Here is a 14,838-nt window from a genome sequence, read left to right as displayed (position 1 = left end):
TATACGTTCATCACCAATATAGAACGCGCCGGCCGGACGCGCAATTACCACATCGCAAAAACTTCGTGGCGCGGCCGGGGACTGAACTAAAATGCCAGCATCGCCGCCGCAACCACCGCGAGAAAGAACGTGAGCCATACTAACGTGGAGCAAAGAAAAATAAACGCTTCTTTTTTCCGGTGTTCCAGATACAAATAGATTGGTTTCCCGAGCACCAACGATCCGGTAATGGTTGCCGATATAATGAAGAGCAACAGCATAAAGAGCGGCGCAAGAGGGAAAGGCGGGTCCGTGGGACCAAACATTCCTTTCGCGTTGGAGAGTAATCCCACAATCCCAAGGATGTATAAAAATACACCCGAGGCGTGTAGCAAACTTTTTACGATGTGGCTGATTTCTTTCATGCAGATTATAACTGTTGGCAAGACCTTGTCAGTCACGCTGCTTTCCCTTAGTATGTCCTTAATGGGCCCATAGTAAAATGGTATTACGCGGCATTCGCATTGCCGAGGTGGGAGTTCGATTCTCCCTGGGTCCACAAGTTTGTCTGTGGGGTTGCCGAGGCGGAATGCAAGCATATCCCAAAATTTACAAGTTAGACTTTCCGCATCCGATGCGTTACGCATAGGGATACTTCCAACTACACAAATTAAATCGTGGATCTCACATATGGTCGATTAATTCCACAACGAAAGAAATACTAATAAAAAAATAAACTTTTATGACAACGACCTATAACGTCAAACACAAAATCTTAATCAGCGGCATCGCACTTTTAGGTATTGCCTCCCTCTTTTCGGTTTATTCGGTATTCGCAGACACGACCAATGCACTCCTTCCTTCATCCGACGGAACATATCTTCGATGGATGCCAAGCATAAGCACGGCGCGGAGAGGGCATTTCAACAACGTCAATGAGCTGACGTGCGATGGGCTGGCTAGTTACAACTACACGAATGCCGCGGGAAGTCGCGAATCATATGGCATAAGTCTTGCCGCAGTTCCGAACGGTTCCACAATCACAGCAATCACTATCACTCCCTGCGCATCAAAGAACAACAACTACGGGAGTAGCACAACAACACTCGGCGTCTTCTACCGCTATAACAATATGGATAGCACCGTCGCGTGGAATTATAACCTTGCAGGCCTCACCCCGACTCAACTTGCCCCAACGACATTTAACGGATTGTCGCTGGTAAAAAATTCTTCAAGCGTGATTCAAATAGGCGCCGTGATTTCAGTTGGAACTAACGGAGCGCGGCTCAGCCGCATCGCAACCGTCATCACCTACACTCCGCCGGCAACAACAACAGTTGCTACTAGTACAACCACGGTTGCCACCACCACTCCGCGATAATCCGGATACCGGATCAATAAAAATAACCCCGCTTTGTGGGGTTATTTTTATTGATTGACGCACCCCATGGAACCCGTTACCATGGTAGCAGTTCTGAAACGCAAGCGAATACAGATTGGAGGAATAGATGAATAAGTGGAATGATATCGAACGCGCATCGGTGATGCATACATGGACCGCGCAGGAGCAATGGAACGGGCCGACAATTGTCGGGGGGAGTGGCGCCGTGTTTTGGGACACGAACAACAAGCGCTACATTGACATGTCCAGCATGGCGGAATGTTCCAACCTCGGCCATCAGCATCCGGCAGTGGTTGCCGCCATCAAGCGACAGGCCGACAAAATGTGCTTTGTCACCTCCGCGTGGGGGTCTGATCCGCGCGCGGAACTCGCCGCAAAACTACTGGAAGTTTCGGGGTTTGCGGGAGGTCGCGTCTTCTTTACCACCGGCGGAGCCGACGCAAATGAAAACGCGGTGAAAATGGCGCTCTGGGCTTCGGGAAAGACTTCCGGGAAAATCATCACGCGGTACCGCTCCTATCACGGGGCATCATTCGCGACGATGGAGCTTTCCGGCGACGACCGCGGAGCGGAATATCCTCCTGGTGGCCTAAGGGTTGTCCACGTACTGCCGCCCTACTGCTACCGTTGTCCTTTCCACGCGCGGTACAATTCGTGCGGCATCCTCTGCGCCGAGACGATCGATGAAATCATCGCACAAGAAGGGTCGTCTAAAGTTACGGCGGTGCTCATGGAGCCGGCCGCAGGAACAAATGGCATCGCGGCACCTCCGGAGTACTGGCCGAAACTGCGCGAAATCACATCGCGGTACGGCGTCCTGCTCATTGCCGACGAGGTGATGAGCGGATTCGGCCGTGTCGGCGAATGGTTCGCGTGGCAGAAGCATGGAGAGGCCGGACGGCCCGACATCATGACGATTGCGAAGGGTCTGACCGGAGCACATGTTCCGCTAGGCGCCGTTATCGTTTCCAAGGAAGTCGCCGCGTACTTTGATTTCCGCAAGCTCCAAACCGGACTCACCTACAGCGGGCATCCGCTTGCGTGCGCGGCAGGAGTCGCGGCGATAGACGCGTACCGTGACGAACAACTCATCACTCGTTCGCGCGCGCTTGGCGCCAAGATGCACGAAGCCCTGCGCTCACTTGCCACGAAGCACTGTTCCATCGGCGACGTTCGCGGAGAAGGGCTTTTCGCAATTCTTGAACTGGTAAAGAACCGCGAAACCAAGGAACCTCTGTCGACTTGGCCGAAAATCGCGCCGGCGCTGAAGACGCTTGTTGCCGAAGGCCGCAAGCTCGGCGTATCGTTCGCCGTTCGCGGCAACCTCATCGTTATCGCGCCGCCACTCGTGATCAGTACGCCGCAACTGTGCAAAGCGATCGTGACGCTCGATCAGCTACTCGTACTCTGTGACGCGGAAACGCAGCAATAAACACGCCCGCCCGGTTTTCCCAAAAAGGAGAGCTGGGCGGTATTTAATTTCCAACACATACGGAGACGTATCGCTTTCTATTACCTCGTAAAGTATAAAAACTCGAGGATGAGTAGTCCAAACCACCCGACCTGCAAGACGAAAAATAAAATAATTTGGATGAGCTCCAAGAGTTGATGGCGCGTGATACTAAAATTTTCCGCGACGATGGAATACACGTCTTCCAGCGAATCAAGTTTTTCTTTAATATCCGCCTTCCAGGTATCCAGCTTAAACTTTTTCCCGACGAAATCGTACAGGCGCGCCGAATACCAGTCGCCGATGAGTTTGATTTCGCGATCGATGCCCTCAAATTCCGCGACGGAGCGCGAACGCACGGCAATAACGTCGCGAAACGCCTGTGACAGTTCGCGATTGCGGAACATCGTCTTTTTTCCAATGGTCGCCTGCATAAACTTCCCAATTTTCTGAAGACGCGCGTCCAAATCCGAATCCAGAATGCGGTACCGCAATAGCTGCAAGTTGGCGATTTGCAAAAGCTCCACGACCGATTCGTATTCTCCGTTCGGATCAAAAATAAACGCGCCGTCCCAGTCCACGATGACTAAGTCGTCTTTCGCGTATTTCATTTGCGAAGAAAGCGTGTAGGCAACTTCTTTTTCGTCCAGTGGGAGCCGCTCGGATTTCAAAAATCCGGCAATCTTATCGGCGTGCGTAAAAAATTGCTCAGGGTCGCCGGTGTAACCGCCCACCACTGCGACCGAATACTCTTCGCTGAATTCAAATTTTCCCCCACGGCGCTTCGTGATAGCGTGGCACGTATCAATGAGACGCTCGCGGAGTTTAAACGCCTCTTCGCTGAAAATGTCCTCAACTTCGGCTTGTCCTTCCACCAGCAACACGTCCGGACGATATGCCTTCACCTCAAACATCACCTTTTGCCCCTCAACTTCATGTTCTTCTTTATCAAAAAGGACCTGCTTCGGCACCGAGGCGCCGAAATAGTGCGGCGCGCTCTCACTTTGCGGCACCGCGAGCACTTCGCCACCCCTCAAATTTGGCGCTTCGGATAGAATAAATGAGATAATCTTTTGCATACCCTATTATCTTATTCTACCACGAAAAGGATACGGGTCGGTCGCCTGAAGCAACCGACCCGTACTCGCACTAGATCCGTCTCGACGCCTTTTCCCGGCACAATTGCCGGTTCTTCCGGATACACCACCGCTTGTACTCCGTCCAGTCACGGCCCACTTCGGAGAGCTCCATGAAGTACTTGGCTGGCTGGACGTAGATCATGCCGCAACTCCGGCGACTCGGACATCCGTAGACCGCGCGCGGACGACCACGCTCGTAGCACTCGCGCAGCATCTCGAGCAGCGCGCCGCACTTCGGGCAAAAGCGCGGCACACAACGCCGACGCATCCGTTTGCCCGTCCACACATCCCTGCGACGCTTCGCCTCTCCCAATGGCATCACCGGGCTCTTCAGCGTTTCCTTCCACGTACACATGGACTCGCCGAGCTTGAACCGATCATCCATCGTCTTTACGCGTGGCGTGTTCGTGAGGAATGCCCGGTTGCATCGCACACAGCCGAACTCGGAGAATACGACGCCACCCAGAAACACCCTTTCGCGGCTTTCCATCCGGTGTCCACAACGAGGGCAGAACATCATTCGCCTCCTTGCTTGTTACCAAAAAGATCATCGCCCGGAAACCGTGAGGTCCCGGGCGATATCGCGGAAAGCGGGCGGTCGGTCTTGAACCGACATATCTGGGTATCATTACCTTCTCCAGGTCTTAGCTACAAACGAAGAAGGAAGACGCTCAGGTTCTACCAATTGAACTACGCCCGCGGCAGAAAACGCATAGGAGGATTCGAACCTCCATCTCTCCCCGTCAGGAAGGGAGATGCTACCGTTGCACCATATGCGCTCCAAGTAGGACGGTCATGGATCCGGATGGAATTGCACCACCATCCCCTATATGCTTTATACTAGGTACGAATATAGCACTGGTGCTTCGTGGACGTCAAGAGATTAATCTGTCATTCCGGACTTGATCCGGAATCCAGCACGCCAACTCTGGATTCCCGCTGGAGTTTATCCGCCTTCGGCGGGCGGGAATGACACTTAACGTTTTATCGGTTGAGCACTATCCCCGCCGCCACAAGTCCCGCGGTTTCCGCGCGAAGCACGCGTGGACCAAGATTCACAATTTCCAACGGATACCCCTCGCGCATCAGTCCTCGAACCGCCTCAAGCTCTGCCTCATCCCATCCCCCTTCGGGGCCGACAAAAACGTTCAGCGTGTACCGCGTGCGCGCCATTTTTGAGCTTACGATCGATTCACCGCTTGCGTCAAGAATCATCGTCGGCGTATCCGGCGTTACAGCTTTGCGCAGCGCGCTCTCAAATGTTTTTATTTCCGAAAGTTCTGGGATGATCGCGCGCTCGGACTGTTCCGCGGCTTCTTTCAGCACTTTTTTCGCGCGCTCCTCGTTCAAGCCCGTTTTTTCACTGCGCGCGGCTTGCACGGCCACAAAATGCGTAACACCGACTTCGGTGCATTTTTGGAGCACCCATTCAAATTTATCCTTCTTGACCAACGCCTGATATAAAGTAATTTTGAGCTCCGCTTCATTTTTATTCATCTGCCGATGCAAAATTTCTGCCTGCGCTTTCCGCGCGTTCACCTCAACGAGGCGCGCGGCGTATTCAAAACCAAGCCCGTCGAGCAGGATCACTTCATCCCCCGCGCGGAGCCGCAATACTTTGCTTATCTGCCCGCAAACACTTGCGTCCTCAATATACGCAAAGCGTCCTTGAATGGCGCGCGGATCAATAAAAAAACGATGGCGTTTCATAGCCTCTATAATATCTATTTCGCATCAGAATACAAGCTGACCTTTCGCCGCTATCGCTACTGCTCGCCGCCGAAAAGATTACGGATGGCGTTGAGCAACGGACTCACCGGCGCGCCAACCTCGGATGCTTGCCGCAAAATCTGTACCGGACGCGACTGGGACACCATGCGCGATCCCTCTACACTTTCTATAATCGGAGCGGCGTTTTGCGGCGCGATGTAGTTAATGATAAGCGGAGCAAGGTCCAAAATAACCTTTTCAATCACCTCCGGAAAAAGATTTAAATATTTTCCGACTCCAAAAAATGCCGCGCTGGCGCGCGCTTCATTCGCGATCATAACTCCCGTGAAATTACCGAGACCGAATGACGGGTAGCGCGCGCGGATTTCAATATTGGAAAATCCCGCCGCATCCGCCCCGACAAGCATCGGCAATGCGTTTTGCGTATCATACGTCAGCGTGATGCCGCCCGCCTCCGCGCGCATTGTGCCGTCCGGATTTTCTTCAGGCACTACTTCAAGCGGCGTTCCTTGAGGCGCCGCGATCGCGACAATACCGCAAGTTTTTTCGCCTACCTGCGGCGAGGCTTCGCCCGCCTGTGGCGAGGCTTCGCACGAAAGCGCGAATTGTACGCCCGTCCCGTCATCGCGCGCGACGAGCAACTGCACCAACTGCGGAATACTTGCCACTGTACCCTCGACGCTCAATCCTTCCTCGGCGAACGAAAGATTAAGTAGCAATCCGCGCGCGGTGAAATTCGAATAATCAATAACTCCACGCGCTTCCACGTCACCCTCATCGCCCGCGGACGTAACGGTAAACGCGGCAATCGCCGCCTCGCTCCCCGGAATGTTCACCGGCACGTCGCGGATCGCCGCGGTATTTCCAAGTACATCGGCCGCTGAAACGGAAAATGTCGCGGTGCCGCCGCGAAGCGCGTTTAACGCGACGTATTCTTCGCTCCTCAGCCGCTTCAACTCCCCGGTCGCGGAAATGCTTATCTGCGTTATCCCTTCGGTTACGCGCACCGTCGCAATCGCATCTTCCGTTTTCACCGTCACAAATCCGTTGCTGTTTTTCGCAATGGCCGCTCGGTTGATAATATTCCCTTTTTGCGCGGCAACGCTTTTTACCGCGCAGTTACCTCCCCCGGGCGCGCACGCAAAAACAAAATCAAAATGTTCTTCAGCTTTCGCGAGCGCCGCGACAAGTGACACGCGTACCTCAACGGATTTCTCCGTCGAGCGAAACGCGAAGGCGCTTCCTTTACGCTCCGCAATGATGTCTATGCCGGTATTCCCAAGACGATTCGAGGTCGCATCGATTATTGTCCGGAGCGTGCCATCCTCCGCCTCCATGCCGGCCGTAAGTGTCATCGCTTCGCCAAAGGGTTTGAGTGACAGCGGCAGTGTAAGCGGAACACCGAGCACGCCTTTGCCGTTTATGGGAGTCAAGACCATGCGATATTCGCCAGGCGCAAGCATGGTTGCCCACTCGCCGGATCTTTGGAGTAATGTTCCGGGCAAACTCTCCTTCACCGGCACCGGCGACGGAGCTGCTTTTGACGGCACGGAGATTCCGCCACTCCCTGTTTTCGGCGCCGCCTGTATGACGGGAAGTATAGAAATAACATCAAGCGTAGTACGGGGCACGGAAAGTCCACCGGAAGGCGCTGGGGGGGTAATCGCGGTGTTTATGAACGGCGCAACCTGCGTTATTGTCTCGTGCGTACCGATTGTTGTAACGACTTGCGCAAGCGTCGCGGCCGGCACGCGGCCGTTTTTCATGCTCATGGGTTTTACCGCGCCGTTCTCCTCTATCGCAACACGCACGCCGCTCGCATCCACCCCCTCATTCATAAACGGAGGGACTGCCACGCGCACACGATACCGGTCACCCTCAGGCGCGGCGCTTAATTTCACTTTTGCGGCGTCAAGCGACCAGAGCGTCCAGCTTTGGACATTCGCGCAACCCTCACCAGGACTGAACTGCGCGCAAAGCCGTCCGTTTAATGGGCTGTTTTGCGGAAGATTTTTGAGCTCCATAGTGTATGACTTTCCGTTCGCGTACGGCTCGTAGATGCTTCCCAATGTTTTCCCGGATTCATCGATAAACGCGAACGTCATCGGGCGCCCACGATGCACGGAAAGCGCGGCGTATGAAAGCGCGATTGTCGCGCCGCAGGTGCCGTTGCACGGCAATGGCGTCACCACGACATTTGTCGGCGAGGCGGGTGGCGTTGCGCGAGCAAGCGAAAGTCCCCCGTCTTGCCGAGCGGCAAGAAGGAAGCTGCCGGCCGAACTGCCGGTACTCGCCGCTACGACGGAAATGGTATACCGATTGAAATCCGTAGTCGCATTACCGCGGAGCTGATAGAGAAATGTTCCCGATGAATTGGACACATAGGCAAGAGATCCACCTGCGCCGACAGCCGCTGGGGCGACGGTGAGCACCGTCCAGCTGTCGCCGGAGATGCCGTAGCTCCAGAAATCCGTTCGTGGCGTACCGCCCCCTTCACCGCGCAAGGCGTAGATTGTTGACGTGTCGATAGCAACAAGCGAGCCGCCGCCACCAACGGTATCTGGCGCGGCGGTTATGGGTGACCAGTCGTTTTCGGTGATGTGGTAGCGGTAGAATGTTGTGAGGTCACTACCACGGAAAGCGTAAATAAAGTTGCCGCTCCCGGGATATGCAAGTGAGCCGCCACCGGTAACACCCGTCGGCGAGGCAGTCATGGAGTCCCACACATTAGTAGAAATGGTGTAGCGATAAAAAGCAGCCATTGCATCGCCAGGAAGCGCGTATATATAGTCGCTGCCGTCCCATACCGCCGCAGCACCGTTTCCAAAACCAGAAGGCGAGGTTGCGCGCTCCTCCCAATCGGCGCCAGAGATATCATAGCGCACGAAGTCCGTTGTGTCGTTCCCGCCGGGACACGCGGCGTACAAAAATCCGCTATCGCCGCGCACTAAAAATGAGCCGTTGCCGATGCCTGCGCCGCAGTTGTCGGAGGTAAGCGCCGACCACGAATCTCCGGAGATGCTGTAACTATTGAACGTATTATCGTCGCCACGGCGCTGATAGATAAGATTGCCGCTACCCGGGTATGCGAGAAGGCTCGCGGATTGACTCACGCTTGCCGAAACCGCCGCGCGCGAGTCCCACGTGCCGGCGGTCTGGGCGTGCGCAGAGGAAAATAAAAGCAAAGAAGCAAGAAAGCAAAGAAGCAAGAATTTTGACGGACCAAAATATAGCGTCATTGTATTTTCATTATAGCACCACTCCCTGCTTGTCATCCTCGGATGACTTGTCATTCCGGACTCGATCCGGAATCTAGTCCACAAATTCTAGATTCCCGCTTCCGCGGGAATGACAGATGACCAATATTACCGGAACGTCATTTTACGTTTCTTTCCCGCCGCCTCCACTTTCGCCATTGCGAGCTCCACGCCGATGGCACGCGCCGGACGGTGCTCTTTCAAGCTCTTGCCAAGTACTACTTTTGCGGACTTCACAATTTTTCGTTCCACCAACTCAAACATACGCTTCGGGTTATAGCCGCGGTACTCGGCGTATGAAGAAATAACCCCGCCCGCATTTGCCACAAAATCCGGAACAATCATGACGCCTTTGTTAAATAATTCTTCTTCAATGCGTTCCTGCATTGGAATATTCGCGCCTTCCACGATGATTTTCGCTTTGACGGAGTTTTTATTTTTGTCGTTGATGACATCGGTTACCGCCGCGGGAATCAAAATATCCACCGGCAATCCGAAGATTTCGTCATGCGAAATTTTTTCGCCGTTGCCGTAGGCGGCGACGGACTTCCCCGCGTTTTTGAGCGCCATGAGTTTCGCGCCGTCCAAGCCCTTTGGGTTATAGATTGCGCCGTCCTTATCGGAAACCGCGACCACGTTCGCGCCGAGTTCTTTCAAGTACTGAAACGCAAAACTCCCCACGTTGCCGAATCCTTCAATCGCAACGCTCGCTTTTTTGATATCCAAGCCCGCGAGATCCGCCGCCACGCGCGTCGCGTGCACCACACCGAATCCGGTACTGCCGAACTCGTGCGGAATGCCGCACTTTTCTCCTTTCTTCCCGAAGACCGTCATACAATAATTTGCCGGCTTCCCCGTTGCCGTGCGCCAGTTGCCGGTTGCCTCCACAAACCACTGCATTTCGCGCTCGCCGGTGTTCACGTCCGGCCCCGCAATGTACCGCTTCGGCATAAAGGGCTTTAATGCGCGCGCAAAACTTTGAATGAATTGTTTTTTGAGTTCGTCGGAACCACCCGGCCAAACAATCCCGCCCTTCGCGCCGCCGAACGGAATGTCAGCAAGCGCGTTTTTCCACGTCATTGTCCGCGCAAGACGAAACACTTCTTCTACTGTTACATCCGGCGTCATTCGGATGCCTCCCTTTCCGGGACCGATAGCAGTGTTATCAATTACTAAAAATCCTTCCATGCCGATTGCGGCATCATATACACGGAGCACCAACTCGGGACCGAACGTATCTTTTTGTTCAATGAGGGACATGGTTCAATTCCTAATTCCTAATGTCTAATATCTAATTATACCGCGCATACAGCTCATGCCAACTGCATAGCGTAACATTTTTCTAAAAAAGCAACCCAGCGCTCGCCTTTGGCGAGTGCTGGGTCACGCGACTACCGTGTCAAAGAAACCCCGCGGATCGGGAACGAATCGTCGTTCCGGCGAAGAACACCGTGTGGTCGCTCCATCCCTTGAACTCCAGGAGCTCGTAGGTGAAGCCGTCCTCGCCCCCACTCCCTTCCCGCTTGTCCGCCTCGCGCTCTTCGGGAGTCGGCGGGCGCTTCAACACCGCGAACGTGCAGAGCCGCAACTCGCACCCTTGGGGAATGTCGGGAAATTTCTCCTTTGGCAACGGATCGCTCCCCAATATGAGCACCTGCCGCTCCGGGTAACCCGCTCTGCTCGCATCTTTCACGATGCCAAGCACATAGAGCCGCGTATCTTGTCCAAGATAGTAGATCGGCCCATGGAGCCCGCCCGGCTCCAAAAAGTCCTGGGCAAACTGCCGAAGCACCGCAACGGCATGTTTATCCCCGTCGGTGAAACGCATGACGACCTCCGAATTGTCAAAGAACCACAAAATCTGCCCCGAAACGAAAAAGGCCTCCGGTTTCGCGAAGGCCTCTTTCTTGTTTCGTTCGTATGAATCGGCTGCGTTACGAATGAAGAGAAAGCGACCTCCGCGTAAGCGACGTCGTAATCATGACATACGTAAACTGTTGCCGACCATTTTTCATACCATTTATATATAACAAATCGCGACACATAGGCGCAAGAGGGTTTTCCACAGCGCGCCTCCTTCTGGTTTTAAAATTTGTGGGCGTGCCTGGACATCTCACTGCTCAGCCCCGCATTGCGGGGCTTGCGCTTTGAAACCCAGCGGTTCGGACCCTATCGCAATTCTTATCTCTGGCGCGAAGCCGCAGATTGCTAGGCGCAGCGCAAGGCGCGAGGAGTGAAGTGTATCCCCTGGGATACATGAATCGACGAGCAACGTTGCGATGTGCGGCAAGATGCGGCTTCCCGAAGGGTTGCGCACCACGCGCGCGAATCACGGCGTCGCTCCTCCTCGGCGTATGCAAGAGCATACAACCTCGTCGTCGCTTCTTGTGCTCACGCGCGCGGAGCGCAACGCGCCGAGAGCAAGAATTGCGATAGGGTCCACTTCCTCCACGGGAAAACTCCCGTTTTCCCGACCCCTTTCCCATTCGAGTCCGGGCGCAAAATTTTATAATCAACAATTAAGCTGATTATAAAATTTGTGCGCCTGCCTGGACTCGAACCAGGAACCACCGAGGTCCATGCCTTTAGCATGCAATCGGTTCGCTCGGATGTAATAAATTTGTGGGCGTGCCTGGACTCGAACCAGGAACCACCGAGGTATAAGCTCGGTGCTCTAACCATTGAGCTACACGCCCAACGCCACAACTTTACTCCATCCTCGCTGCCGATTGGAAGCTCGGTGCTCTAACCATTGAGCTACAGGCGCATTGCCACAACTTTACTCCATCCTCGCTGCCGATTGGAAGCTCGGTGCTCTAACCATTGAGCTACGGGCGCATTTGCATTCATATCATACTGCTTCGCCGACATATTTTCAAATAGAGCGGACCCGGATGCCTAAGCAAACCGGGTCCATTAGAGATCGTTCAACGCATCAGTGACACACGGGAGCACAAACTGCGCCCCGTGCTCAAAGAAGATGCTCTTGTGCCGCACCGCGCCCGTGAGGACGCCGATGGGCATGAAGTAGTTCTCGCGAGCCGCCACGATATCCGGAATGGAATCGCCGACATGGATGACTTCACCCGGACTCGCACCAAGTTTCGCGATCCACGGGTAAATCGGATCAAATGCCCGCTTATCCGGCTTCGGGAACGCAGCGGATACGTGATGATCGGGCATGTTCCGCATGAGCCACAAGCGCTTCATCCACATAACGCGCCGCGGATGCGGATCGTAGGTCGCGAAGAAATCAAAAAGGTTCAGGTCGAGCCCGGAATTCCAGAACATCCGGAAACCCCGTACCTCCGCCGGACGGTTTGTCATCACTCCGACGCACTTCCCCGCGTCCTTAAGTTTCCGCACGAGTTCGTTCACGCCAGGGAATATCCGCGGACGCCGCTCCTCCTCCATCTTCCGACACTCATTGAGGTACTGCCGGCGCGCGCGGGGCGTTAGCCCTTGCGCTGTAAGCCAAGCCGGAATGGAGCACCCGTCATACGGCGCCGGTGTCGCGAGGCCATACTTCGACGCAAGCTCCGCGTGGATCGGAACCGCGGTTATGCGCGAATCCACCAGTGTTCCGTCGGCATCAAACGAGATAATCTTTGCCTGCCGCACCGCGCGACGAAGCAATCTCCGACGATGCGGACCCACGGGTTACCTCCGTACAAAAACCACCCGAGAAGAACCATATCAAAAGTAACGCAATGCGTTGCGGAAAACAAGCGAGCCATCGATTATGTGTCATTCCCGCCCGCCAAAGGCGGATAAACTCCAGCGGGAATCCAGAGCCTAGCGAGCTGGATTCCGGATCAGGTCCGGAATGACAAAACGCGCACTACACCGTCACCGGCTTCAAGTTAAAAGGCTTAAGCAATGCGTAGAAATCCTCCTGTTCCAAAATTTCCTTTTCCAACAGCCGCTTCGCGATTGCTTCCAGCACTTTCCGGCGCGAGGAGAGAATCTTTTGCGCGGATTTATACGCGCGCGAAATAAACGCGCTCACCTCATCGTCGATTTTTTCCGCGACGGCTTCGGAATAATTTTTCGTGGAAGAGATTTCACGTCCCAAGAATATCAGCTCCTGCATATCTCCGAAGGTCTGTGGCCCGAGCTTTTCGCTCATGCCATACTGCATCACGAGCCGCCGCGCGAGTTCCGACGCCTGCCGCAGGTCACTAGATGCGCCGGTGGACATCTCGCCGAACATCAGTTCCTCGGCGGCATAACCTCCCATCATCATCGCGATATCCGTCAAAAACTGAGTCCTCGTGCGCAAATGCACTTCCTCCAACGGCAACTTCAATGTATATCCGCCGGCATTCCCGCGGCTCACGACAGACACTTTATGCACCGGGTCGGAATCTTTCAAACTCGCGGCGACAAGGGCATGACCCGCTTCGTGATATGCCGTAATCTCTTTTTCTTTTGCAGAAATAACTCGCCCACGCCGTTCAGGCCCCAGCATCACTTTTTCAATGGAATTATACAGTTCGTCCTGCCCGATGATGCGCTTATTTTTCCGTGCCGTGGAAATCGCGGCTTCGTTCACCAAGTTCGCGAGGTCCGCCCCCGAAAATCCCGGCGTGCGGACGGCGATTTTCCGCAAATCCACCATGCGATCCATCGGCTTGTTATTTGAATGGATTTTCAAAATCTGTTCGCGGTCGGCGATGTCCGGCAAGTCCAGCACCACGCGCCGGTCAAATCTACCCGGACGAAGCAGGGCCGAGTCCAGCACGTCAGGCCGGTTGGTTGCCGCAAGCACAATGACTTTTGTGTCTCGGTCAAAACCGTCCATTTCCACAAGAATCTGATTGAGTGTCTGCTCGCGCTCGTCGTGCCCTCCGCCCACGCCCGCGCCGCGTTCGCGCCCAATGGCATCAATTTCATCAATAAACAAAATGGACGGCGCGGCTTTTTTCGCCGTTTCAAACGCGTCACGCGTACGCGCGGCGCCTACGCCAACAAACATCTCCACAAATTCCGAGGCGGAAATATGAAAGAACGGCACACCAGCCTCGCCGCTCACCGCGCGCGCAAGCAACGTTTTTCCTGTGCCTGGAGGGCCCATAAGCAAGACTCCTCTCGGAATCCGCGCGCCAATATCCAAAAACTTTTTCGGATTCTTCAAAAAATCCACGACTTCCTCCAGCTCCTGCTTTGCCTCTTTCAAACCCGCGACATCCTTAAACGTCACGCGATTTTTGAACGGCGAAGATAACCGCAAATTCGCGCGCCCGAAGGTGAACGCCTGGCTTGCTCCCCCTTTCGCCTGGCGGAACATATACCAAAAAATAAACGCGATAATGATGACGGGGAGGAGTGTCGGGATCAAAATGCCCAGCCAAAAACGCGTGCCGGATTCTTCCTGCACCGCGAACGACACACCCTGGAGTGAGCGCGGATCAAGCCCGAAGTTCTTGAGTGTTTCCGTGAGTCCCGCTTCATCTTCTTTGCGCGCCGTCGCTTTGCCTCCGTCTTTTAAATCAACAGCAATATCTTGCCCGTTCACGGTCACCTTCTCCACCGCGCCGGCGTTGAGCTTCGCCACAAGCTGATCCATACTCCACGCGTCCGACTTTTTTCCTGTTTCCGCGAAAAGCGAAAAAACGATCGCGACCGTCAAGAGGGTGGTAATGGACCAGAAGATGTTTTTATAGAGTGAATTCATACGATGACTTCATTATACAACGTGCTTGCGGTATTCCGTAAATTATACGCGATACGCAAAAAGATGCAACTTTGCGAAGTATGCTGTATTGAGTATAGAGAAGACAGTATGCCAAACAAATGCTGAGCGTATGCATCCCATACTCACTTCTCAATACTCGATACTCAATACATGTTCCCCATGTGTCGCACAATGTATACTGA

General features: G+C 54.3%; 11 protein-coding genes and 4 tRNA genes. 3 read left to right on the top strand and 12 right to left on the bottom strand.

The window, feature by feature from the left end; all coding sequences use genetic code 11:
- Positions 1 to 86: 86 nt before the first annotated feature.
- Positions 87 to 404, bottom strand: a complete 318-nt coding sequence (locus tag Q7R85_00280) for a hypothetical protein (GenBank protein MDO8584544.1) — start codon at positions 402 to 404, stop codon at positions 87 to 89.
- A gap of 63 nt (positions 405 to 467) precedes the next feature.
- Here Q7R85_00280 and Q7R85_00275 point away from each other — a divergent pair.
- The 3 genes from Q7R85_00275 (at position 468) to Q7R85_00265 (ending at position 2,813) form a co-directional block, all read left to right on the top strand.
- Positions 468 to 538, top strand: a tRNA-Ala gene (locus tag Q7R85_00275).
- Positions 539 to 721: 183 nt separating this feature from the next.
- Positions 722 to 1,360 carry a hypothetical protein gene (locus tag Q7R85_00270; GenBank protein ID MDO8584543.1) on the top strand — a complete coding sequence of 213 codons (639 nt, stop codon included), beginning with the start codon at positions 722 to 724 and terminating at the stop codon, positions 1,358 to 1,360.
- A 127-nt stretch (positions 1,361 to 1,487) separates the two neighbouring features.
- Positions 1,488 to 2,813, top strand: coding sequence for an aminotransferase class III-fold pyridoxal phosphate-dependent enzyme (locus tag Q7R85_00265; GenBank protein MDO8584542.1), 1,326 nt, complete (start codon positions 1,488 to 1,490; stop codon positions 2,811 to 2,813).
- 80 nt (positions 2,814 to 2,893) lie between these two features.
- Here the strand turns inward: Q7R85_00265 and Q7R85_00260 are convergent, their stop codons facing one another.
- The 11 genes from Q7R85_00260 to ftsH all read right to left on the bottom strand — a co-directional run bounded on the left by Q7R85_00260 (position 2,894) and on the right by ftsH (position 14,635).
- Positions 2,894 to 3,910 carry a hypothetical protein gene (locus Q7R85_00260; protein MDO8584541.1) on the bottom strand — a complete coding sequence of 339 codons (1,017 nt, stop codon included), beginning with the start codon at positions 3,908 to 3,910 and terminating at the stop codon, positions 2,894 to 2,896.
- A 70-nt stretch (positions 3,911 to 3,980) separates the two neighbouring features.
- Positions 3,981 to 4,460 (bottom strand): hypothetical protein, encoded by a 480-nt coding sequence (locus Q7R85_00255; protein MDO8584540.1) that lies wholly within the window; start codon positions 4,458 to 4,460, stop codon positions 3,981 to 3,983.
- 99 nt (positions 4,461 to 4,559) lie between these two features.
- Positions 4,560 to 4,670 (bottom strand) — tRNA-OTHER (locus Q7R85_00250).
- A 7-nt stretch (positions 4,671 to 4,677) separates the two neighbouring features.
- Positions 4,678 to 4,749, bottom strand: a tRNA-Gln gene (locus tag Q7R85_00245).
- 205 nt (positions 4,750 to 4,954) lie between these two features.
- A complete protein-coding gene (locus Q7R85_00240; GenBank protein ID MDO8584539.1) occupies positions 4,955 to 5,680 on the bottom strand; it encodes an RsmE family RNA methyltransferase in 726 nt (241 codons plus the stop codon).
- A 56-nt stretch (positions 5,681 to 5,736) separates the two neighbouring features.
- On the bottom strand, positions 5,737 to 8,940 hold the full coding sequence (locus tag Q7R85_00235; protein ID MDO8584538.1) for a hypothetical protein: 3,204 nt from the start codon (positions 8,938 to 8,940) through the stop codon (positions 5,737 to 5,739).
- Between the two features lie 126 nt (positions 8,941 to 9,066).
- Positions 9,067 to 10,218, bottom strand: coding sequence for a Glu/Leu/Phe/Val dehydrogenase (locus tag Q7R85_00230; GenBank protein MDO8584537.1), 1,152 nt, complete (start codon positions 10,216 to 10,218; stop codon positions 9,067 to 9,069).
- A 139-nt stretch (positions 10,219 to 10,357) separates the two neighbouring features.
- Entirely contained in the window at positions 10,358 to 10,786 is a 429-nt protein-coding gene (locus Q7R85_00225; GenBank protein MDO8584536.1) for a hypothetical protein, read from the bottom strand.
- 795 nt (positions 10,787 to 11,581) lie between these two features.
- Positions 11,582 to 11,654, bottom strand: a tRNA-Ile gene (locus tag Q7R85_00220).
- 220 nt (positions 11,655 to 11,874) lie between these two features.
- Positions 11,875 to 12,615: an HAD hydrolase-like protein gene (locus Q7R85_00215; GenBank protein ID MDO8584535.1), complete on the bottom strand. Its 741-nt coding sequence runs from the start codon at positions 12,613 to 12,615 to the stop codon at positions 11,875 to 11,877.
- Positions 12,616 to 12,799: 184 nt separating this feature from the next.
- Positions 12,800 to 14,635 carry an ATP-dependent zinc metalloprotease FtsH gene (ftsH, locus tag Q7R85_00210; GenBank protein MDO8584534.1) on the bottom strand — a complete coding sequence of 612 codons (1,836 nt, stop codon included), beginning with the start codon at positions 14,633 to 14,635 and terminating at the stop codon, positions 12,800 to 12,802.
- Positions 14,636 to 14,838 lie beyond the last annotated feature (203 nt).

This window comes from bacterium (assembly GCA_030649055.1).
In the GTDB taxonomy this organism is placed as follows: domain Bacteria; phylum Patescibacteriota; class Minisyncoccia; order UBA6257; family JAUSGH01; genus JAUSGH01.
Note: the sequence above shows the minus strand (reverse complement) of the source record. Positions and strands in the feature narration are given on the sequence as shown.

Bases quoted from the DNA above. Each gene is read 5' to 3' on its own strand.
- Q7R85_00280 (MDO8584544.1), bottom strand. From the start codon at position 404: ATGAAAGAAATCAGCCACATCGTAAAAAGTTTGCTACACGCCTCGGGT.
- Q7R85_00270 (MDO8584543.1), top strand. From the start codon at position 722: ATGACAACGACCTATAACGTCAAACACAAAATCTTAATCAGCGGCATC.
- Q7R85_00265 (MDO8584542.1), top strand. From the start codon at position 1,488: ATGAATAAGTGGAATGATATCGAACGCGCATCGGTGATGCATACATGG.
- Q7R85_00260 (MDO8584541.1), bottom strand. From the start codon at position 3,910: ATGCAAAAGATTATCTCATTTATTCTATCCGAAGCGCCAAATTTGAGG.
- Q7R85_00255 (MDO8584540.1), bottom strand. From the start codon at position 4,460: ATGGAAAGCCGCGAAAGGGTGTTTCTGGGTGGCGTCGTATTCTCCGAG.
- Q7R85_00240 (MDO8584539.1), bottom strand. From the start codon at position 5,680: ATGAAACGCCATCGTTTTTTTATTGATCCGCGCGCCATTCAAGGACGC.
- Q7R85_00235 (MDO8584538.1), bottom strand. From the start codon at position 8,940: ATGACGCTATATTTTGGTCCGTCAAAATTCTTGCTTCTTTGCTTTCTT.
- Q7R85_00230 (MDO8584537.1), bottom strand. From the start codon at position 10,218: ATGTCCCTCATTGAACAAAAAGATACGTTCGGTCCCGAGTTGGTGCTC.
- Q7R85_00225 (MDO8584536.1), bottom strand. From the start codon at position 10,786: ATGCGTTTCACCGACGGGGATAAACATGCCGTTGCGGTGCTTCGGCAG.
- ftsH (MDO8584534.1), bottom strand. From the start codon at position 14,635: ATGAATTCACTCTATAAAAACATCTTCTGGTCCATTACCACCCTCTTG.